The sequence below is a fragment of the Paraburkholderia edwinii genome (genome assembly GCF_019428685.1).
GTDB lineage: Bacteria > Pseudomonadota > Gammaproteobacteria > Burkholderiales > Burkholderiaceae > Paraburkholderia > Paraburkholderia edwinii.
This window is the reverse complement of sequence record NZ_CP080095.1, coordinates 2,141,895-2,162,922: the sequence shown is the minus strand read 5'-3', so window position 1 is coordinate 2,162,922 and position 21,028 is coordinate 2,141,895. Positions and strand designations below refer to the sequence as shown.

14 protein-coding genes are annotated in these 21,028 nt (G+C 62.8%); 4 read left to right on the top strand and 10 right to left on the bottom strand.

Translation table 11 applies throughout. The features are described 5' to 3' along the window. Nucleotides 1-3 precede the first annotated feature (3 nt). Both KZJ38_RS09610 and KZJ38_RS09605 read left to right on the top strand, forming a co-directional pair. On the top strand, nt 4-2,358 hold the full coding sequence (locus tag KZJ38_RS09610; protein ID WP_219799824.1) for a condensation domain-containing protein: 2,355 nt from the start codon (nt 4-6) through the stop codon (nt 2,356-2,358). Nucleotides 2,359-2,390: 32 nt separating this feature from the next. After that, on the top strand, nt 2,391-3,509 hold the full coding sequence (locus KZJ38_RS09605) for an SGNH/GDSL hydrolase family protein (RefSeq protein ID WP_219799823.1): 1,119 nt from the start codon (nt 2,391-2,393) through the stop codon (nt 3,507-3,509). Between the two features lie 93 nt (nt 3,510-3,602). Here the strand turns inward: KZJ38_RS09605 and KZJ38_RS09600 are convergent, their stop codons facing one another. Both KZJ38_RS09600 and KZJ38_RS09595 read right to left on the bottom strand, forming a co-directional pair. Then, entirely contained in the window at nt 3,603-4,679 is a 1,077-nt protein-coding gene (locus KZJ38_RS09600; protein WP_219799822.1) for a glycosyltransferase family 4 protein, read from the bottom strand. 31 nt (nt 4,680-4,710) lie between these two features. Next, complete coding sequence (locus tag KZJ38_RS09595; protein ID WP_246641701.1) at nt 4,711-5,820, bottom strand: glycosyltransferase family 4 protein; 1,110 nt, start codon at nt 5,818-5,820, stop codon at nt 4,711-4,713. 394 nt (nt 5,821-6,214) lie between these two features. On the opposite strand from KZJ38_RS09595, the gene KZJ38_RS09590 reads away from it, so the two are divergent. Continuing rightward, on the top strand, nt 6,215-7,693 hold the full coding sequence (locus tag KZJ38_RS09590; protein ID WP_219799821.1) for a flippase: 1,479 nt from the start codon (nt 6,215-6,217) through the stop codon (nt 7,691-7,693). A gap of 27 nt (nt 7,694-7,720) precedes the next feature. Here KZJ38_RS09590 and KZJ38_RS09585 read toward each other — a convergent pair whose 3' ends face one another. Then, nucleotides 7,721-9,778, bottom strand: a complete 2,058-nt coding sequence (locus tag KZJ38_RS09585) for an acyltransferase family protein (protein WP_219799820.1) — start codon at nt 9,776-9,778, stop codon at nt 7,721-7,723. Nucleotides 9,779-9,948: 170 nt separating this feature from the next. Between KZJ38_RS09585 and KZJ38_RS09580 the strand changes: the two genes are divergently transcribed. Further along, nucleotides 9,949-11,055: a glycosyltransferase family 2 protein gene (locus tag KZJ38_RS09580; RefSeq protein ID WP_246641700.1), complete on the top strand. Its 1,107-nt coding sequence runs from the start codon at nt 9,949-9,951 to the stop codon at nt 11,053-11,055. A 102-nt stretch (nt 11,056-11,157) separates the two neighbouring features. Here the strand turns inward: KZJ38_RS09580 and KZJ38_RS09575 are convergent, their stop codons facing one another. The 7 genes from KZJ38_RS09575 to KZJ38_RS09545 all read right to left on the bottom strand — a co-directional run bounded on the left by KZJ38_RS09575 (nt 11,158) and on the right by KZJ38_RS09545 (nt 20,945). Beyond that, a complete protein-coding gene (locus KZJ38_RS09575) occupies nt 11,158-12,576 on the bottom strand; it encodes a hypothetical protein (RefSeq protein ID WP_219799819.1) in 1,419 nt (472 codons plus the stop codon). A 41-nt stretch (nt 12,577-12,617) separates the two neighbouring features. Further along, a complete protein-coding gene (locus KZJ38_RS09570) occupies nt 12,618-13,835 on the bottom strand; it encodes a glycosyltransferase family 4 protein (protein ID WP_219799818.1) in 1,218 nt (405 codons plus the stop codon). Continuing rightward, nucleotides 13,823-14,920, bottom strand: a complete 1,098-nt coding sequence (locus tag KZJ38_RS09565; RefSeq protein ID WP_219799817.1) for a glycosyltransferase family 4 protein — start codon at nt 14,918-14,920, stop codon at nt 13,823-13,825. Before KZJ38_RS09565 ends, KZJ38_RS09570 begins: the two co-directional genes overlap by 13 nt. Nucleotides 14,921-15,110: 190 nt before the next feature. Then, nucleotides 15,111-16,082, bottom strand: coding sequence for a cupin-like domain-containing protein (locus tag KZJ38_RS09560; protein WP_219799816.1), 972 nt, complete (start codon nt 16,080-16,082; stop codon nt 15,111-15,113). 94 nt (nt 16,083-16,176) lie between these two features. Then, nucleotides 16,177-18,420, bottom strand: coding sequence for a GNVR domain-containing protein (locus tag KZJ38_RS09555; RefSeq protein ID WP_219799815.1), 2,244 nt, complete (start codon nt 18,418-18,420; stop codon nt 16,177-16,179). A gap of 55 nt (nt 18,421-18,475) precedes the next feature. Next, nucleotides 18,476-19,750: a polysaccharide biosynthesis/export family protein gene (locus KZJ38_RS09550; protein WP_246641699.1), complete on the bottom strand. Its 1,275-nt coding sequence runs from the start codon at nt 19,748-19,750 to the stop codon at nt 18,476-18,478. Between the two features lie 124 nt (nt 19,751-19,874). Then, entirely contained in the window at nt 19,875-20,945 is a 1,071-nt protein-coding gene (locus KZJ38_RS09545; RefSeq protein WP_219799813.1) for a sugar transferase, read from the bottom strand. Nucleotides 20,946-21,028 lie beyond the last annotated feature (83 nt).

Sequence of the window (21,028 nt, the reverse complement as noted above, 5' to 3'; positions counted from 1 at the left end):
GCGATGAACTCGATAGCGTTGGATATCGCGCCGGCTCACGAGGTCGAAGCCGGTTACGCGCTGTTCCCGGCAACCGCCTGCCAGAACCGCTTCTGGCATGAGCAGAAGGCATCGCCGCGGGCCACCGCGCTCAATATCGCGTTCCGGCTGCAATTGTCGGGGCCGCTCGACGCCGCGAGCATCGAACAGGTGCTCGGCGAACTGGTCGCGCGCCACGAGATCCTGCGCACCGGCTTCCTGATGACCGGTGCGGGCTTGCGTCAACAGGTCTGGAGCCGCGCCGATTTCCGGCTCGAGGTGGTAGACCTCTCCGGTTTCGACGATAAGGCCGCCGTCGCCGAAGCGGAGCGTGTCGGTGTCCAGCAGGCTCGCACGCCGTTCGAGCTGTCGTCGTCCTCGTTTTTCCGGGCCGTGTGGCTGCCGAGATCGCGCACGCAGGGCGAATTGCAGCTGACTTTCCATTCGCTGGTGATGGACGGCTGGTCTTTTGCGATCGTAGTGCGCGAACTCGTCGAAGGTCTCGCCGCGCTGTATGCGGGACACGATTTCGACTATCCCGATGTCGAGCTTCATCACGGCGACTACGCACTGTGGAAACAGGAGTTTCTCGGCAGCGGCGCGCTCGATCGCGCGCGGGCGCATTGGCGCCAGGAGCTGCAGGGTTTCACGCGCTTCGATGTGCCAGGCGATCGCCCGCGTCCGCAGGAGCGGCGCTTTCAGGGCATCATTCGCTCGATCCTGTTGCCCAACACGTTGAGCGAGCATCTGATCGCAGCGGCCAAGGCGCAAGGCGTCACGCTCTTTAGCGTGGCGGCCTCGGGCCTTGCCATGGCGCTTCAAACTGCAGCCGGACAAAGCAAAGTCGCGATCAGTACGCAAATGTCGGTGCGCGACCAGCAGGAACTCGAGGGCGTGGTCGGCCCGCTTATCAATACGGTGATCCTGCGCCTCGACGTTGCGCCTGGCAGCCCCATCGCCTCCGTGATCGCGCAATGCGGCGCCAAGCTCAGCGACGCCATCGAACATCTGCACGTGCCGTTCGAAGAGATGATCGAAATAGCGGGCGAGCCTGCCGACAACAATAGCCCGCCGCTTTGCTCCGTCAATTTCGCTTTGCAGCAGAGCTTCGTAGGCGTCGGCGATGAAGTACGCCGCCAGGATTTCGCCGCAACGACCTCGCCCTCGTTCAATGCGGGCGCGCTCTACGACCTCAACTTTTTTATGGTGCGGCGCCCGGACGGCTGGCGCATCTCGTGTGAAGGCGACACCGACCTCTACGACATCGAGACGATCGACCGGCATCTGGCTAGATGGCGCGAGATGCTCGAAACTGTCGAAATCGTGGAAGCACCGCGGCAAGCGCCCACGCCCGCCAAAGCAGCGGCAAAAACAGCGGCAAATGCAGCAGCGAAATTCGCGGGTGGCGTGGGCCCGAGCGGCTTCATGACTCAGGCCCAGCTCGACGCGAAAGCACGCAATATCGTGCAGTTCAACGAGAACGCACCGGGCACGCCGATCATCGCGCTCAACAACACGGCCGTGTTCTACGAGCTGGCGCGGCAGATCGGCGACGAGCGGCCCGTTATCGATATTCCGATGGTGCCGGAAGGCCCGCCGCGCGAATTCCCGCAGCGCGCCTATGAGGATATCGCCGCCGACGCCGTGCGGCTCATCAGACTGGCGCGGCCAACCGGCCCCTATATCCTGATGGGCCACTGCGTGCTCGGCGCGCTGGCGGTCGAGGCGGCCCATCAGCTGCGGCGCGAGGGCGAAACGGTGGAGCTCGTTATCCTCAACGATTCGTGGTGCCCCGGATATCGCGAAGACATGCCGTGGTACGACCGGCTGTTGCGCAAAATACGCGTGCGCGCGTACGACATCCCGCGCGACTTTCGCGCGGCCCGGCGGCGCGAAACTTCGATGGTCGTGTTCCTCAAGCAGTTCCGCACGGTTCGCTGGTTCCACCTGATCGCGCTCGGCCACAAGCTCGGCCTCTTCAAGAACGACGGGCCGAACAACGAGCTTGCCGAGAACCTCTGGTATATCGGGCATCTGCGTATGCAGCAGATGCGGTACCGCGCCGCGCCCTATGACGGCCACGTGCAGATCTTCCGCAGCGGTCAGGCGCTCAAGGGGCGTCTGTTCGCCCACGACCTCGGATGGCATCAGGTCGTCACGGGCAAGCTCGTCGTCACGGAGATTCCCGGCATGCACGACCAGATGTTCCGCGCGAACGGCGCTGCGCTGATCGGCAGGCAGCTGCGCGAGCGCCTCGCCGCTATCGAGGGAAAGCTCGTCGAGTCGGGCCCCACCGAAGAGGACGCTTCCGCAGCGGTCTTAAGCCGTGCCGAGGCTTAGATTGGCGATGGATTGGATAAGGTGCCTCACCCATGTCCCGTTTGCGAATTGCGTTGCTGGTCATGCTTGGCGGTCTGCTGACCGCAACCGGTCTGATGCTGGTCGGCGCGGCGATGCCTGACGGGCTTGGCCGCCCGTTCGCCGCTGTCGCCGCCGGCACCGAACCGTCATCGGGCAGGATAAGGTTCGCGGTGCTCGGCGATTCCGACAGCCAGTCGTATCACGACACGCAGATGCTGAGTAACCCGAGCCTGCGCGGCGGCACGTGGCGCGCCACCACGTGGCAATGGACCGAGGTTCTCGCGCGGCTGCGCGGCGACCAGGTCGATCTCGGCGAATGGGGCGCGTGGGGCACGGGCAAGTATCGCGCGCGGTTCGACAAGGTTTTCGGCATAGTCGCGCGCACGCCCGCGAAGGACGACTATCGCTACGACTTCGCCGCGAGCGGCGCCTGGTGCAATCAGTTGCTGGGATCGCCGCAGCGTCAGGCAGTCAATCTCGTCGACCTGATGGACAAGGAACCGCAGGCGTGGAAAGGCGGCATCGTGCTGATCCGGATCGGCATCAACGATGTCGGCGGGCACGGCGTGCTTGACGAATTGTCGCGCGATCCAAAGGCATCGCATCCGCTCGCGTTGATCAACGCGTGTGTCGACGCGATCGGCGAGACCATCGCGCTGATCCACAAGCGGCATCCGCAAACCAACGTGGCGCTGGTCGGTATACTTAACAATGCGGACTGGGCGGTCGAGTTCGACAGCTGGCAATCGGCGAGCGCCATCGCCAATATCGATGCCGGCATGGATGTGTTCGACAATGGCCTGCGCAAGCTTGCCGCGGAGAATCGCCATGTCGTCTTTCTCGACGACCGCGCCTGGTTCAGGAGCCTGTGGGGCGAACGCGACGAACAAGGCCGCCCGCTATACAAAACCGTGCGTCTGTCGCCCGGTTGGGCAATCACCAATTCATCGGGCGACGATCCGCACAACTCCGTGCTGTCCGACGGTCATGCCGGCGTCGTGTGGAATACGCTTTGGGCGCAGCATCTTGTCACTTCGCTGAATGCGGCGTTCGGTTTGAATCTCACACCGATCACGGATGCCGAAGTGATCGGTTTCCTCCAGCCGAGCTTTGCCGCGAAGCATCAGTAATGCGTCGCGCGAGGGTGTCAGTGCGTGAGCGTATGAAGGTGTGAGGAAAAGCGCGCGCGATCTACCGCATCGCGCGCGGCACGAGCCCGCCGCTTAGCCGATCCGCTCGACCAGTTGTCGCCAGCTCGCGAGGATCGGTTCGCGCGCGAAATTCACGAGATGCGCGCGCGCCTGAGACATCCGATGGGCCCGCTCGCCGTCCGACATGCCGGCCAGCGATCTCATACCAGAAGCGATCGATTCCGTATCGAGCGGATCGGCATCGACCATCGCTTCGCCGCCGATTTCCGTCAGAATGCTCGACCTCGAAACGAGGCACGGCAAATCATATTCGATCGCCTCGATCACCGGCATACCGAAGCCTTCGAGCAGGCTCATCAGCACAAAACCAGACGCGTTGCGGTAGAGCCAGCGAAGTTCGTCATCGGTCGTATAACCGGGCATGACTACACCGGCGGTTTGCCTTGCAAGCTCGATTGCAGCCTCGGCACCGGGCTCCCGCTGCCCGACGATGACATAGCGCCATCCCTCCTTCGCCAGCCCGCTCGCTGCGAACGCCTCGATGCAACGCGCCTGATTCTTCCGGTCGCCGATACTGCCCACGGTCAGAAGAAAGCGGGATGAAACGCCGTCTACCGCACGCCCCTCTCCTTCCTTGATCCCCAATCGCGTCGGGTTGTAGATGACACTCGACGACGCATACGCGTCCCCGTACAGCCTGTGAAATTCCTGCTGGGTCGTCTTGCTGACAAACACCATATGCGGCTTGATGCGTCGAATCTGGTCGTATGCAAGCACATAAAATTCATGCACGCCGGGCGCGAAGTATTGCGGATGCGTGATCGGACCGACGTCATGGCAAAGCACGATATCGCGCGCTTCCAACCGGTGGCGCACAACGCTGAGCGGATCGAGATGCAGCGTGGGACGAGGGTCGCGGATAACGGGCAACAGCGAAGACAGCCTGGGTCTGAATACCCGCGCCACGGTCTCCTTGAGCGTCAGGCGGCCCGCGACACGGCGCATGAAGTCGCTATGCGGAAACTCGTGAAATCGCCCGTAGCGGACCCGCGTGACCCTGCTGCCGAGCGACGAAATAATGTCCTTCCCCAAAAAAAGCTTGCCGGTCCGATCGTTAAGCGCCAACGAGAAATCGACATCGATAGACATGGTTCGTCCTCAGAATCTTTTTGGGGGGAAATCAGCGCGACACGGCGTTCACGGTCTCGAACAGGTGACGTGCCGCCTGCTTCCAGGTGAAGTTGCCAGCCTGCCGGCGGCCCTCGGCGATCAGCGCTTGCCGCACCGTTTCGTCATTGAGCGCCGACAGAATATTCAGACTCCAGGCTTCCGGGCTGAACGGGTCCGCATACAGCGCGGCTTTCCCGCACACCTCCGGAAGCGCGCCGTACGGCGCGGCCACGACCGGACAGCCGAGCGCCATCGCCTCGAGCGGCGGCAAACCGAACCCTTCGGTTAGCGAAGGAAAGGCGAGCGCGCCGGCATTGACCATCAGTCCGACCAGTTCGGGGTCGGTAATGCGGCCCGCGAAACGCACGTTCTGCGGCACCACGTGCCCGATATTCTCGAAATCGGCCCGCGTCGCGCCGCCGAACAGCACGAGTTCGACGTCGCTCATTTCCGCATTGGCGAAGGCCTTCAGCAGCACGCCGATATTCTTGTGCTTCTGCGTATTCGCGAGCGCAAGCACATAGCGGCGCGGCTTGAGATTCAGTACCGCAAGCTGCCCCTCGTCGGGCCGGATCTGCAACACATGGTCGCAGCCGTTGTGCACAACGACAATCTTGTCGGCACTCGCAATGCCGTAGCGCACGAGTTCCTGCTTGGAGAATTCGGAAACGGTCAGGATCACCTTGTGCCGCTTGCCGATAAAAAAGAACAGGAATTTGTAGCGCAGCCGGAAAGGCAACGAATAGGATTCAGGCGCCGAATACACTTGCGCGTCGTGAATCATCGTCGCGCAATCGCGATGAAACAGCGGCCCGAGATTGCAGAGGTTCAGTATGAAGTCCTTCCTGCGCGCCAACGGAAGATACAGCTGTTCCCACGCGGTCCGGTGGATGCCGCGCACCCAGGGATCCTCGCGAACACATGAAATGTTGCGATAAGGCGGCACCTTGGCGCTGTCTCTGACGACAACGGCATAGTCGACACCATTAGCCGCCTGCCCGGCGATCAGGGCATCGGTCGCGGCGACAAGCTGCTCGGCCACCCTGAGCACGCCGGTCGGCGCCGAACCGAAAAACTTGCCATTGAACGCTATCGTTTTCGATGCGATCGTTTTCATCATCTTCCTGTCCGCCCAAGCGTCAATCTTCGTCGCAGATAGGTGCAAAGTCCGATCAGATTGCCACTCAAACTACCCCCAACCATCAACGCAACGCTCCGTCGCGATACGCGCGAATTTGCCGGCGCGGCATGGCGAGGGCGATGCGGTTTTCTATGTCTGGCATCGTAGCGGCGCGTCAGATGCGGCACTGCTGCCTAGCGCACGAAAACTCGCACGAAAACTCGCACGAAACCTCGCACACAAACTCGCGCCAGGACGCGCACGAAAACGCGCGCGCAGGCGCGGACATCGAGCCTGGCTTGCCGGAGACGAAAAAAGCCGTGACGTGCGCCGACGAACAAACGCCGTGGCGCGCCTCGGCCAGAATGCCCTAGTCGGCATACCGGACCACTCCATGAGCACCAAACCCAGTCTCAGACGCAGCGCGACGATCAATCTCGTCGGCAGCATCCTGCCGATCCTGATCACGCTAGCGACCACGCCGATCTATCTGCACCATATCGGCGCCGCGCGCTACGGTGTGCTTGCGATCGTCTGGATGGTGCAAGGCTATTTCGGCTTTCTCGATCTGGGGTTGTCTCAAGCGACGTCCAACCGCATCGCGCAACTCGACGACGCGCCGCACAGCGAGCGCCAGGCCGTCGTGTGGACCGCGCTGATCCTGAACGCCGCGCTGGGTGTCGCGGGCGGCATCGTGCTCTTTGCACTGATGCACACGCTGCTCACGTTCTTCGACATCGGCGAGGCGCTGTCGGCCGAGTTGCTGCCCGCGCTGCCCTACGTGGCCTGTCTGGTCGCGCTCTCGAATCTGATCAGTGTGTTCAACGGCGCGCTCGTCGGGCGCGAGCGCTTCGGCGCGCTCAACGCGTTACAGCTCGTAGTCGCGATCATTTATCAGCTTGCGCCTCTTGGCGTCGCGTTCGTGTTCGGACCGAATCTGCGTTACCTGGTATTCGGCACGGTCGGAGCCGGCGTCGTGGCGCTGGTGCTGACTGCCGCCGTGGTCTGGCGGGTATTTCCTCTGTCGTTTGCGAACGGCCCGCGCCGCGATCTGGTCCGCCCGCTGTTCTCGTACGGCGCATGGATCAGTCTGACGCGCCTCGCGACGCCCGTGCTCGAAACTGCCGACCGCCTTCTGATCGGTCACGCGCTAGGGCCGCAGGCGGTCACCTACTATCAGGTGCCGTTCAATCTCGCCCAGCGCGTGCGGCTTTTTCCGTTCGTCATTATCCGCACGCTGTTTCCGCGTCTGTCGTCACTCGACGCCGCGAGCGCCGCGGCACTTTCCTTCGCCGCGATACGTGGCCTCGCCGCTGCCCTCACGCCGATGATCGTGTTCGGCATCTTCTTCATGCACCCGTTTCTCTCGCTGTGGCTGGGACGTGAATTCGCGTCGCGCGCCACATCGGTTGGAGAAGCGATTCTCGTCGGCATCTGGATCAACTCGCTTACGATGATCGCCGCCACCCACCTGCAAGCAACCGGTAAACCCGGTATCGTCGCGCGTCTTCAGACCTACGAAATACTGCCGTTCCTCGCCTTGCTGTGGTGGATGCTTCAGCACTTCGGCGTGCAGGGCGCGGCGCTCGCCTGGAGCGCGCGCTGCCTCGTCGACGGGCTGCTGGTATTTCGTGCCGCGCGCCTCGATACGCGGCCGATCCGCATGCTGGTCCTGCCCGCATTGATCGTGGCGGCGGCGTACGTCGGGACACTCCTGTTCGCTCCGCTTACGTGGCCGAGCATCGCGATGTGGTTCGGCATGACGGGCGTCGCGCTCGCGTGGAGCGCGCACGCCGAACCGCGAGCCCGCGTGCGCGCGGTCGAACTGTTCGCGTCGATCCGCAACTACACACGGCGTTCGGCGCAAAGCTAGCAGGATCGCGAGGCATGACAACGCGCGCTAGCGCGTAGTCATGCCTTCATCTCCGATATCCCGCATGAGCCATGCACCGACGTACCGCGATCCATCGGACGTCAAATGATCGCGATCCGTGTACATGAACTCGCCACCGCGTCGCGCGTAGCAATTCTGGCTGTCGCACAGTAGCGGAACCGGATTGAACACCTTCACGTCGGGAAACTTGACCAGCACCGCGAATATCCGCTTTTGCACGCCGGAGAGCCGCTGCTCCACTTTCACGCGCGGAACCGCGCACGGCGAGCGCACCGAAATCTGCACGGGGCGGCGCACGCAGGTGCTCGGATCGAAATCGAGCTCCGGCGTGTCGAGCACGAACACCACGCGTTTGCCCGCCGCCCGAAGCCGGGTCAAGGTGCGTTCGAGACCGGCGAGATAAACGTCCATGTTGCTTTCATCGCGCGGCTGCGCCGCGTTCGGCGCGGCCTGAGCGCCGCTCGCAGCGACGAGACGGACATAGTCGCCCCTCGCGTAGTCGAAGCCGCCCGCGATCGACGAAATCGCGTAGCTCGACAGAATCACCGTATGGATGTCGCGAGACTTCTCCACGTAATCGAGCACGCCGTCGAACAGCGCCGCGCAATGTTTGACATAGGTGCCAAGGTAAATATCGACGCCAGAAAACGGCGGACAGTTGCCGGCGCCGACCGCGAAGAGTCCCGTGCCGCTGGCTGCCAATGCGCGCCGCAGGCCTTCGTAAAAGTGATTGGCGTGACTGTCGCCGAGCAGCGCCACCTCGGGATGTCCGTTGGGCGTGGGCATCATGCAGAATTCGGCGGCCGGGAAGGTTTTCTTGCACGCGTCGGTGAATGCCCAGTGCGCCTGATACTCGTTGAAGCTTGCATCCGGGAAGCGGTCCGGCATGCCGTTGTCACGCGAAATCGCGTAGCTGGACAGGCCGATGCCCATCATCATCGCAAACAGCGCGCTCGCCACGCGCACCGGGTGGCTGCGCGCCACGCGGCTGAAACGCGCGGGCGCTTCGATACAGCTGAAGGTCAGCGCAGACAGCGCGACGGCGACGCCGATGGCCGCGACGCGCATCGTCGCGGTCGGCGCGCCGCTGCTCGACAGACGCAGGAAGACGAGTATCGGCCAATGCCAGAGATAGAGCGGATAGCTGATCAGGCCGAGGTAAGTCACCGGCTTGAGCGCGAGCACGTGGCGGTTGAGCCATGCCGTCGGGCCGGCGGCAATAAGGAGGGTGGCGCCGCCGGCGGGCAGCGCGGCGCGCCAGCCCGGAAACACCGTCGTCGGATCGTATAGCGCGAGGCTCAAACCAATCAGGGCGGCACCCACGAACGAGGCGAGATCGCGCAGCGGCAGACGCCGCGCCAACGCCACCGTGCTTGCCTGCATAGCGCGGCAGGCACCCCAATGAAACTCCGCCCACGCCAGCGCGGACCCGAATAGCAGCTCCCAGAAGCGCGTAACCGGCAGATAGAACGCTGCGACGGCATGCGTACTGCTCAGCACGATGCTGCTGCCGAGCGACAGCACGATCACCGCGGCGATCACGAGCGTCGCCACGCGCCGGCTCGTGTATCGCCAGAGCAGATAGAGCGCGACCGGCCAGACGATGTAGTACTGCTCTTCCACGCCAAGCGACCACAGATGCAGCAGCACGCTTGCGCCCGCACCTTGCGAAAAGTAGTCGCGCGTCGTGAGGAAGTAGAGGTTTGCGACAAACGCGACGCTCGCGAGCGCATCGGACGCAAGCTGCTCGAGTTCGCCTGACGCCATCATCACGATGCCGGCCCCGAGACAGGCGGTCATCACCGTAATGAGCGCGGGGTAGATGCGCTTGATACGCCGCGCGTAAAAATCGACGAGGCTGAAGCGCCTCTGATCGAGCGTCCCGATGATGTGCTGCGAGATCAGGTAACCGGAGATCGCGAAGAAGATATCCACGCCGACGAATCCACCCGCGAGCGCGGCCGGAAACGCGTGAAAAACGACCACTGCTATCACCGCGATCGCGCGCAAACCATCCACGTCAGGCCGATAGCCGTGCACGGGCTTGCGTAATGTGGCGCTCACCGAAGTATCCCCTTCGAACGTAGGTGCAGCTGTGGAATTGACCAACGGCTCTTCCGCTCGATGGCGATGCGCGAGACAGTGCGCAATTCGAATCGCCCGTACATGGTATCGGCGCGACAAATGCGCACTGCGGCCTACCACACGCAGTACGCATATCGTGCGCATTCGTCATGCGCACGCTTGCGTGTGCGCTCTCGTGTGCGCCAGGCAGCAGTACTTCATGGGCTGCGGCAATAACATGCCTTCTGTATGAATGCTGGAATGGCCTGCGGCAGCGAGCCCATTCAGCCCTGGACGAGATAGTGGCAACAGGATCAGGTATGGGGGTAAGGATGGAAGCAGTCAAAACAGCCGTGCAAACAGCAGTAAAAACAAGCGTCAAAAAAGGAGTTTCTGCCAGCAAGCAGCCGAAAATATGCCTGATCTTCGCGACACGCGGCCGCGCCGAGTTGCTTGGAAAAGCGCTCGCCTTCGTCGACATGCAGACGGTGAAACCCGATCTGATCATCGTCTCGTGCGTAACAGACGAAGACGTCGGCAACCTTGCAAGCCGACCGGGGCTGCTCGTGATCAAGGGGCGGCCCGGCCTGACCGCCCAGCGTAACCATGCCCTCAATCATGTGCCGGACGGCTTCGACGTGCTGATCTTCCTCGACGACGACTTCCTCATGCATCGCACGTGGACTGCGGCAGTTCTCGAGGCCTTCGATAGCGATCCGTCGATCGCCTGCGTAACAGGAATGACGCTCGCCGATGGCATCAACGGCCCCGGCTATTCTTTCGAAGAAGGGCAAAAAATCCTCGCCGAAACGAACGACATTCCGCAAACGATGATCGCGGCGTCGACCGGCGGTCCTTACGGCTGCAACATGGCCTTCCGGGTCCGCAGCGTGGCCGGATTGCGTTTCGACGAACGGCTCGTGCTCTACGGCTGGCAGGAAGATCGCGATTTCGGCGGCCAGATCTGGAACCGCGGCGATCGCGTCGTGCGCATCAACACCGCGCTAGGCGTGCACCTCGGCGCCAAGGGCGGCCGGATGTCAGGGCGCAGACTCGGTTACTCGCAGGTTATCAATCCGCTCTATCTGGCGAAAAAGAAAACGATGCCGTTGCGCGACGCGCTCGATCACGTTCTGCGCAACGTGTTCAGCAATATCACGCGCAGTGTCGCCCCCGAGTCATGGGTGGACCGTCGAGGCCGGCTCAACGGCAATCTGATTGGCGTCTGGGATTTTTTGCGCGGAAGGCTGACGCCTGAACGGGCGGAAAAGCTCTGACGGTCAAGCGCTAAAAGGGCCCGTTTCAGGGCCCTTTTCATGCGTCCGTTTCAGGGGCTCATGTCAAGAGCCTGTTTCAAGGCCTTGTTTCAAGGCCTTGTTTCAACCCTTGGCAACAGCCCCGGCAATCGCTTGCTGACGTCGTCTTAACACACGCCTTGTCGCACGCGCGCGTGCACGCGCCGGAAGCGCTCCCGCGGCAGCCGCGAACAGGTAGAAACACGAACCGAGTTCGAACACCGAACCCGAAATCGATACGACGATCAACGCCGCCATCACGGCATGCCGCGCGGCATAGCAAACGGCGCGCTCCGTGAACGGATAGTCGGTCGACACTGGCGACAGCAACGACTTGCCGACAAACATCGCGTAGCAGAACGTCCCCACGACACCGAGGCTCCCGAGCAACACCACCAGAAAGCTCGACGCGCGAATGCTGCCGAGTCCGACGCCTATTCCATAGGTATCGAAGAAGTTGGTCATGCCCTGCGCGTTCCACCCCATCCGTTCGACACCGGACGAGCTGCCGGCTTTGCTCAAGACCGTCGTATCGACAAAGTCGATCAACGCATGTGCGATAGCCGGCAGGAACAGGACGACGTACAGCGCACCGAGCAAGCCCGTGCAAGCGGCGATGATCCACATGCGATGCTTGCGCGCCGCGGCCGCGCGCGTGACAAGATTGGGCCGGCTAAACAGCAATACGACCAGATACCCGGCCAATCCGACATAGGCGCTGCCGGAAGTGGAGATCAGCAGCATGCCCGCCGTCGCGACAGCAAGCGCGCCGGCCAGTTTCGGGCGCCAGCCGAGCATCCAGAGATTGAGACAAAACACGAAAAGCGGCAGCGAGAAAGTCGAGAACGCGGAAGTCTCGCTGAAGGTGCCGCTGATGCGCACGAGTCCACCCAGTTCTTCGCCGGTCAGGTCGGCGAACTGCGCCGTCTTCGTAAACGAAAGCGCGTCGAAGCCAAGCGCGTGCGACACAATATCGACCACGCCGCACAGCACATTGAGCGCGGCGAGCAGCAGGATCGCGTGCGCGAGGGTTCGGTACGCGCCACGATACTTCAGGAACGCAACCATGCAGCAATAGATGATGACGTCGCCGATGCAATACACGACCTGCGAGACATTGCCCGACACGGGACCGAGCGGCTGCAGCATGATCTCCGTCGTGCTGCGATCGACCGGAAACACGAGCGTCGAACCGTGCAACAGACGCGGCAGGACGATGGCGCCCATGCTTCCCCACACGCAGGTGCAGAGCAGCCAGAAGCCCGGCGCGTCGAGCGAGAACGCATCGGCCAGCTTCTTTCCGCCGACGAGGTTGAACGCCCGCACTGCAAAGAAGGCCAGAAACAGCTGTGGCGGCAGCACACCCATGCCGCCGAGGCCCAATGCGAGCGCGGTTCCGAACAGCGAGAACACCGCCATTCCGTAAATCGCGGCGCGATAGGACATGTACAGCACCGCCAGTCCAGTGAGGATCACGGCGACGCCGAATATCGACAGTTCCACTTGCTACGCCCCCTTCCGTTCAGCAGCGCTCATATGCAGTCTCACGCCGAGCGCCGGTAAAGAACCGCAGGCGGCGTATCGGCAACCTCTTTATCCGCCGCCATCGCGCGCTCCACGACGGCGAGAAATTCCTGCCTGAAGCGTTCCGCCGAAAAACGCAGCGCATTGCGCCGGCACACTTCGCCGCGAATCGGCGGCCGCTCTTCGAAACGCTCCAACGCATCGACGATGGATGCGACTGTCTGCTCACCGAAGAAAAGCCCCGTGCCACGCTCGGGATCGGCCGAATCGACGACAATCTCGCGCACGCCGCCCCGTCCGTAAGCGATGACCGGCGCACCGCACGCCTGCGCCTCCACCACTGAAATGCCGAAGTCTTCCTCCGCGGCGAACACGAATGCGCGCGCGCGTTGCATGTAGTCGATCAGCACCGAATCGGGCTGATAGCCGAGAAGGGTCACGTTCGGCGTCGCGCATGCTTTGGCGCGCGCGAAGTCGGGACCGTCGCCGATCACGACGAGACGCCGCGACGGCATCGCCGCAAAGGCCTCGACGATCAGCGGAATCCGCTTGTAAGGCACCATGCGCGACGCAATCAGATAGAAGTCTTCATGCTGCGTGCCGAGTTCGAACCGCTCGACATCGACCGGCGGATGGATCACAGCGGCTTCGCTGCCATAGGCCTTGCGGATGCGCCTTGCGATAAAGGCCGAATTGGCGACCAGTGCATCCACGCCATGCGCGGTACGCTGGTCCCAGATGCGCATGTAATGCAGCAGCAGGCGCACGATCCAGCTTTTTATGCCGTGCTGCATGCCCGCTTCGGCCAGATATTGATGCTGCAGATCCCACGCGTAGCGGATCGGCGAATGCACGTAGCTCACATGCACCTGATGCGGACCGGTCAGCACGCCTTTGGCCACCGCATGGCTCGACGAAATCACGAGATCATAGGCGGACAGATCGAATTGCTCGATCGCCAGCGGCATCAGCGGAAGATAGTGGCGAAACGACCGGCGCGCCCACGGCAGATGTTGAATGAACGACGTATGAGCATGCTTTCCGCCCAGTGCGCCGCGCAGCGACTCCGGAAAGAAATCGACGATGCTGTAAAGATCCGCCTGCGGAAACAGTTGAAGAATCTGTTCCACGACCTTTTCGGAGCCCGCATACGCCGCGAGCCAGTCGTGCACGACGGCGACCCGGCCGAAGCGACTGGCGTCGTTCGCGACAGCGGCGGCAAGCGTTACATTAGCCACGGCGAGATCTCCTCGATCAGCTTGACTGCCGTCGCGCGCCACGTCAGTTCCGCGGTACGCGCGCGTCCCCGCTCGCGCAGGCTCGCGCGCAACGCGGCGTCGCCGGTAATCTGTTCGAGCAGGCGCGCCAGCTCGGCGGGATCGTCGGGCGACGTGTAGAGCACGGCATCGCCGCACGCTTCCTGCACAGAGGGCAGCCTCGACGCAATGACCGGGCAGCCGAGTGCCAGCGCCTCGACCGGCGGCAATCCGAAACCCTCGTAACGCGACGGATAAACGAAACAGGCCGCGCGCCGGTACAGCGCGGCGAGTTCGCCGTCGCTGACATAGCCGAGGTGCTTCACGAATGCGGGCAATGCCTCCTGGCCCGTTCCGTAGACGCGCGCATCGCCACCGCCCACCACCACGATATCGAATTGCGCGTCGCAAATCAGGTGCGCGGCCTCGGCCACGAGACGAAAATTCTTGTGCCGGTTGAGACTTCCCACCGCGAGCACGTAGGGACGCCCGTGCAGCGTCTGCGCCACCGCGCCTTCATCCTGTTGCACGCGCAACATATGCTCGCCGCTCTCCGGCACAACGCCGATCTTGCCGGCCGGAATCCGGTAAGCGTCGCTGAGTTCGCGCCGCGAAAATTCCGACACGGTAATCACGCGTTTCGAGACGCGGCCGATGCGCGGCGCCATCAGGCGATACCATGCGACAAACGAGCGGCTGTAGCTGTCGGGCACGCGCGTAGGCGCGGCGTCGTGCAGCACCGTCACCTGGCGGCGATGCAGTAGCGGCCCTGAATTGCAAAGGTTCAGCAACAAGTGGCCGCTCGCGGCCTGAGGCAACTCGAGTTGTTCCCAGCGCAGGCCGCCGCCCTTGCCGCTCGCCCGCAGCCTGATGTGCCGGAACGGGTTGGACATACAGGCCAGCGCCTGAGGCACGACGATTTCAGTCCTTAGACCGGCGACAAGCGGATCGCCCAGTTCGACTAACTGATCGAGCGCGCGAAGCGTCTCGAACGCGAAGCGATCGACACCCGTCGCACGGCGACCCAGAAAGCGGCCATTGATCAGCAGGTTGGAAGCATGTTTCATCGACGAAGTCCGAGGCATCGCTCGCGGCCGGACGCCATTCGTGCGCGAAGTCACCGCAACCGCACGAATGGAATCGGCATGCGAGGCAATGCAGTTCACATGTCTTGCAGTGTGACCCGTCTTCACCTCGAAGAATGTTCGCCGTCGCCCATAGCCACGTCGATCTGCGCGACCGCATCCGGCTTGAGCCCTATCGCTTCACCAGCGACTTCACGTGCCGCAGGCCGTTGATCGCCGCCGCTTTCGAACAGTCGACAACTTTCGATTCGCCCGGCGGTCGCGGCCTGATTCCAAACCTGCGCAGATAATAGTTAGCGCGATAAGTATCGGCAAAACGCCGCGGGAACTCCATGTTGAGGCTAACCGAGACGGAAACGCTGTCGTGGTTTTGCACCCAGTGGGACGCATGCGTTGGGATATGCACCGCATCGCCGGGACACAGCGTGAAACGCCGCGCGACCGTCTCGGCGTGGGGCTTGTAGGTGCCCGCGTTGTTCGAGACCGAGTAGTACCGCTCGATCTCTTCCTCGGTGGTCACGCTGCGGTCCATCGGATCGCATATCCAGATGTCCTTCGATCCCTGAACCTGCGCGAGAAAGTTAACTTCGGCGTCGAAATGAAACGCCGACTTGCGCCGTGGCGATGTGACGAGCACGATCATTTCGGCGTTACTGAGAAGCCTGGCGCCGTCGGGGCCCGCAATCCCGATCAGGAATGTCACGAATTCGTCGAGCAGCGCCTTATAAGCCCGGTTGGTCTCGAGATGTTTCATCACGAGCCACGCGCCCGCGGTTTCGATGCGGTCGAAAATCTCGTGGATCGTCATGTCGGGCTTCGGCGTGGTTCCCCATTTGTCCGCGAAACTGAAATCGCCGGCATCGACATAGAGGTCGCCGTCGCGTCTGGATGCTTCCATGGCGGCCTCTTCCAGCGCATCGATCGAAAATTCCGGATGACCGGCGAGCGGGTGATGCGCCCCGAACGCCTTCTTGTGAAGCTCACTTCGGCACTCGGCAAGTGGATCGTCAGTGCTCCATTGAGTATGTGCTTTGTCATGGGTTGGCATGGATTTTCTCCGCGCGCATAGTGTTTTAACAGAGAGAACAATCGCGTTCCGGCAAGGTCGGAACCCGTTGTCACTGCTGTGCGCTTGTGAGACCAAAACCCAACCAGACAACTTCCCTGGCGATGCTTACGGTTTCCGTATGTACGCTTTGCCGGATCGCTGCAGCAGCGATCCGGGTAATGGTGATTGCCTAGTCGGCAGCGGCTCGTCCCCCTTCCTTGACTACGCCGTAGCTCGCATAACCATAAGCGGCGTATGCGTCGCCATAGCGCCCGGGGCGCGACACAGTATCGTTGAAAATAACGCCGCGAATCGGCACGCCGACCTGTTCAAAGCGGCGCACCGACTCACGCAGATCGGATACGCTCGTGGCGCCCTGGCGTGCGATCACAAACACCGTCCCCGCCAGTTTCCCGATGATGCCGGCGTCCGCTACCGGCAAAACCGGCGGCGCGTCGATCAGCACGAGGTCGTAATTCTCGTTGGCCCACGTCACGAAATCCCTGAAACTGCCTTCGCGCAGCAGTTCGCTCGCATTGGTCACATAGCCGCCCGTCGCGACAAAGTCGACGCCCGGCATCACCTCGCGGTACACCACCCGGTCGTAATCCTGGTTCAGTTCGAAGAGGTTCGTGACGCCGGGCGTACTCGGCACTCCCATGTGCTGGTTCAGCGAGCCGCGCCGCAAATCGGCGTCGATCAGCAGCACACGCTTGCCCGATGCGCCGAACACGGCCGCCAGATTGACCGACACGAACGACTTGCCCACCATCGGCGTCGGCCCTGCCAGCAGCACGACGCGATTGGCCGCATCTTCGAGCGAATGTTCGAGCGCACTGCGGAAGCTGCGCAGGCTCTCGACCGCCGGATCGAATACGGCCCGATGCGCAAGCACCATGTTCGTGCCCGGCGCGCCACGCGGCACGCGGCGCGTCAGCGAATGCTGGATGCGGCTGCGCGGCACAGCCGCGAAAACCGCGAGACCCGTGCCGACTTCGATCTCGTCGACCACCGACACGCCGCGATTGAGCCTATGACGCAGCAGCACGATGCCGGCGCCGATAAAGAATCCGGTGAAGAACGCCGCGACCATCAGCACTGCGCGCTTGGGCCGTACCGGGCTTTCCCCCGGCACCGCCGCGTCGATCATGCGCACATTCGACACACGGCCGGCTTTGAGCAGCCGCATCTGTTCGCGGCTATTCAGCAGATTCGTGTAGATATTCGTATCGACGGTCACTTCGCGCTGCAAACGCACGAGGTGCTGTTCGAGCGGCGGCAGCGCGCGCGTCTGTCCCGCGAGCTCCTTGAGCGACTTCTCGGCTTCGGCAACCTGCCCGTTTACAGCGACGAGCGCCGGGTTGTCCTCGGTGAAGCGGGCCATCAACATGGCGCGCTGCTGACGCAGATCGGCGATACGCTGCTGCGCGATGGCTGAACTCTGCAGCAGCGCCGTCGCTTCGGCGCCAAGGTTCACGGCCCCATGCTCGGAGCGGAACGTGTTGTACTCGTTCTCGGCCTTCTCGAGTTGCGCCTTCAACTGCGGCAGTTGCTGGTCGAGAAAGGCGATCGACTTTTCCGCTTCCTCCTGCGTGCGCTTCGCGTTCTGCCGCAGATACTCGGTGCCGATCGCATTCAGGATGGTGGCGGTCAGCACCGGATCTTCGCCGTCGAGCACGACGCCGATCACGTCAGATTCCTTACCCTTTTCCGAAATCGAGAGCGCCGTCTGCAACGCCTTGATGGCCGTCAGTTCGGAACTGCGCGACATATCGAAGTCCGTGCCCGGCCGCCCTTCGATCCGGTTCACAAGCAGGTCGATCGAGCCGTCCGCGACCGGAGCGTGGAGCTTCTCGCCCACATGGCCCTCGAACGTGAGGCCGCGGTACTCGAGCGAGTAGGCGCCGTTGCCACGGTAGGTCAGGACGAACGGCTTGCCGAGCAGTTGCGGCGGCACGTCGAACTGCGACACGTCGATCGCTTCTTCGCCCCATGCATAGCCGCCCCATCCGCTCCAGCCGTCCAGGTTCAGATGCTGCGAAGCCCAGCGACCCACCACGGGGAAATAGCGCGGCGTCGCGTGGATGTAGAGCTTCGTCGCATCCACGGCCGACGAGACGACGAGCCGCGAACGCAGCACCTCGATTTCCGCCGTCGCGCCCGTCTTGATCGCGAATTGCGCGGAGATATCGGACAGCGCCGTCTTGGCGGGATTCGGGTTCTCCTCCACCTGAATCAGGATGTCCGATTGGAACACCGGGGGCGCCAGCAGCGCGTACAAGCCGCCCAGCAGCGTACAGACCGCTGCGACGATCAGGATCGTCTTGCGGCCCGAGTACAGCGTGTCGAGCAGATTGCCCATATGTCCGCCGTCAGGCGCGATCGGCATAACCGTCTCGACGGGCCCTTCCAGCAGATATTCGCGCTGATTCATCTTGTTCTCCAGTTGGCGTGCGCGCTGAGTGTCGTAGCTTCCGTTCATGCGAGCTTCAATAGCCGGCCGCACGGCTCGCGGCCGCGGCTTGGGTAGTCGGCAAAATCAGGGAAATCACGCGGCTCCACTTCACGAGCGTGGACGTATCGACGAACACGACATCGTTGGGCTGGAGTGCAAACGAATCGGCCATGGCCATCGCGGAGGCATTGCTTGCGTCCAGGTGGAACACGACCGGATTGTTGCTGTCCTGTCCGCGCACGACGTAGACCTGCGACGCATCGGCCGACGCCTGGGCAATCCCGCCCGCGTTGCCGAGCGCCTGGTTCAGCGACATATGGCCGTTGTTGAACACGATACCGCCGGGTCGCTCGACTTCGCCGACCACGAAGACCTTGCTGTCCGCCGCCGCATAAACACGCACGAGGTCGCCGTCGCGCAACACGATGCGATCGGGGTTAAAGCCCTTGCGGATCATCTCCGGCATGTCCACCGCCACCGTCGTATCGCCACGCGTCACGTCGACGCGCGAACGGTCGGCCAGGCTCGTGAAGCCGCCTGCCCGGTTGATCGCCTCGGGCAGCGTCATCGGCCTGTCGTTGAGGACTTCGACGCCCGGTGTCTTGACCTCGCCATCCACGTACACGCGCTTGCTGCGGTACGTCTGGATGCGCACCGTGACCTGCGGCTTGCGCACATAGCGCGCGAGCTTTTCGGAGAGCGCATCGCGCACCCCCATCTCCGACATGCCTTCGACCTTCATCGGACCAATATAGGCATACTGAATGAAGCCGTCGGTATCGACGGTGTAGCCTGGAGAAACGGACCTGTCTCCCGCCGGGCTGTCGTTGCCGGTGTTCGAGGTAGGCAGGTTGAGCTCGGGGTGATCCCAGACGACGATGCTGAGAATATCGCCGGGCCCGATCTGGTACGGCGCGGCCTTGGCAAACAGCTTCTGCACGTCGGCGGAAACGCCTTTGGGTCGTGCGGCGAGTTCCTTTTGCACCAGCTCGCTCGTGATTTCGACGAGCTGCGCGTTTGCCGCGCCGGGAATGCTCTTCGTCACCACGCTGTCAGGCACGGCGGCGCCCGATGCCGCGCCCGCCGCACCCGCACCCGCCGCCGTGGCCGCGGCCGCGTTGCCCGCCGCGGCGGCGCCCGCGCTGGTAGCGGAATTCGACCCTGGACCGCCGTACGTCATGCCCGGCGCCATCGCGCAGCCGGACAGCGCCGCGAGCGCCGCCAGGGCGGCGCACGCTGCGCCGCGGCGCAGCGTGCGCGTCACGCCGGAACGCTGCACGCTACGCGTACACGCATCGATCGATTCCATCGCATTGAGTCCCATCGCAATACCCCCCAAAATTCGATACACAGGTTCCGGGTCATGCCGTGTGGCCCGGATACCTGACCTGGTGTGCGCGCATTACCGCTCCGCTTTGGCGTCCGCTTTTGCCTCAATAGGCACCGCTACGGCGAATCACTACAGAAACCGTCTTGAACAGAATCCCGATGTCTTTACGGAACGTCCAGTTCATGACATACGAAACATCGAGCGAGACGCGTGTCGCGTAGTCGACATCGCTGCGCCCGCTCACTTGCCAGAGGCCCGTAATGCCGGGCGTCGCCATCAGGTAGTACTTGCTCGCCTCACCGTAGCGTTCGAGCTCCTGATCGATGATCGGACGCGGCCCCACAAAGCTCATCTCGCCGCGCAGGACGTTCCAGATCTGCGGTAATTCATCGAGACTCGAGCGCCGCAGGAAGTGGCCGATGCGCGTCACGCGCACATCGTTCTTGAGCTTGAATTCGCGCTCCCATTCGGCGCGCGCCTCAGGGTCGTGCGCAAGCAGGTCCTTGAGCACCTGCTCCGAATTCACGACCATCGAGCGAAACTTCAGACAACGAAATTTCTTGCCGTTGCGGCCCACGCGCGTGTGTCCGTATATCGCCGGACCGCCGTCGCGCTTGACCACCATCGCGATCCCGAAGAAGACCGGAGCGAGCAAAACGATTGCGCATGCCGCCGCAATCATGTCGAAGACGCGCTTCAATGCATGTCCGACGACCGCGCTGCGCACCGCGCTGCTGCGCGCCGTGACTTCGAGCGGCTCGCGGTTCCACCACGCGCGCGTCACACGCAGCACGCTGAATTCCGAAAAGAACAGCGTGTGCGACAGCAGCAGCGAAATACCGGTGGTCAGCGTCCAGTAAATAAACCAGGGCAACGGCAGCAAATGATCGCGATGTATCGCGTAAAGCAGCACGAGCCCACAGAGCTGCACCGCGAGCCAGGCGAACGCCGTGCGGCCCGCCACACTGAAAATCGATCTGCTGCCGCCGCGCGTCCCGTAGGTTCCGCAAGCGGGAAACACCGATAAGGCAAGCGCCGCACAGAACGCCACCAAAGTGGGATCGGGGTGAGGTGCCCCACCCATCATTGCGAAGTTCAGGTTAAGGTGTGCGCCGCAAACGGCGCCCAGCACGATCAGCACAATATCGACCGTACGTTGCGTGTACTCAGACATGTCCCCTACCTCAGTGCGTGTCGTGTCCGTCAGACGTTCGTGCTCTGGAACGGTCGTCTAGCGGAAGCGAACATACGGATCAC

Excerpts from the sequence above, each read along its gene's own strand:
- KZJ38_RS09590 (WP_219799821.1), top strand. The coding sequence starts at position 6,215 with ATGAGCACCAAACCCAGTCTCAGACGCAGCGCGACGATCAATCTCGTC.
- KZJ38_RS09610 (WP_219799824.1), top strand. The coding sequence starts at position 4 with ATGAACTCGATAGCGTTGGATATCGCGCCGGCTCACGAGGTCGAAGCC.
- KZJ38_RS09550 (WP_246641699.1), bottom strand. The coding sequence starts at position 19,750 with ATGGAATCGATCGATGCGTGTACGCGTAGCGTGCAGCGTTCCGGCGTG.
- KZJ38_RS09580 (WP_246641700.1), top strand. The coding sequence starts at position 9,949 with ATGCGCACGCTTGCGTGTGCGCTCTCGTGTGCGCCAGGCAGCAGTACT.
- KZJ38_RS09605 (WP_219799823.1), top strand. The coding sequence starts at position 2,391 with ATGTCCCGTTTGCGAATTGCGTTGCTGGTCATGCTTGGCGGTCTGCTG.
- KZJ38_RS09600 (WP_219799822.1), bottom strand. The coding sequence starts at position 4,679 with ATGTCTATCGATGTCGATTTCTCGTTGGCGCTTAACGATCGGACCGGC.
- KZJ38_RS09545 (WP_219799813.1), bottom strand. The coding sequence starts at position 20,945 with ATGTCTGAGTACACGCAACGTACGGTCGATATTGTGCTGATCGTGCTG.
- KZJ38_RS09565 (WP_219799817.1), bottom strand. The coding sequence starts at position 14,920 with ATGAAACATGCTTCCAACCTGCTGATCAATGGCCGCTTTCTGGGTCGC.
- KZJ38_RS09595 (WP_246641701.1), bottom strand. The coding sequence starts at position 5,820 with ATGATGAAAACGATCGCATCGAAAACGATAGCGTTCAATGGCAAGTTT.
- KZJ38_RS09555 (WP_219799815.1), bottom strand. The coding sequence starts at position 18,420 with ATGAATCAGCGCGAATATCTGCTGGAAGGGCCCGTCGAGACGGTTATG.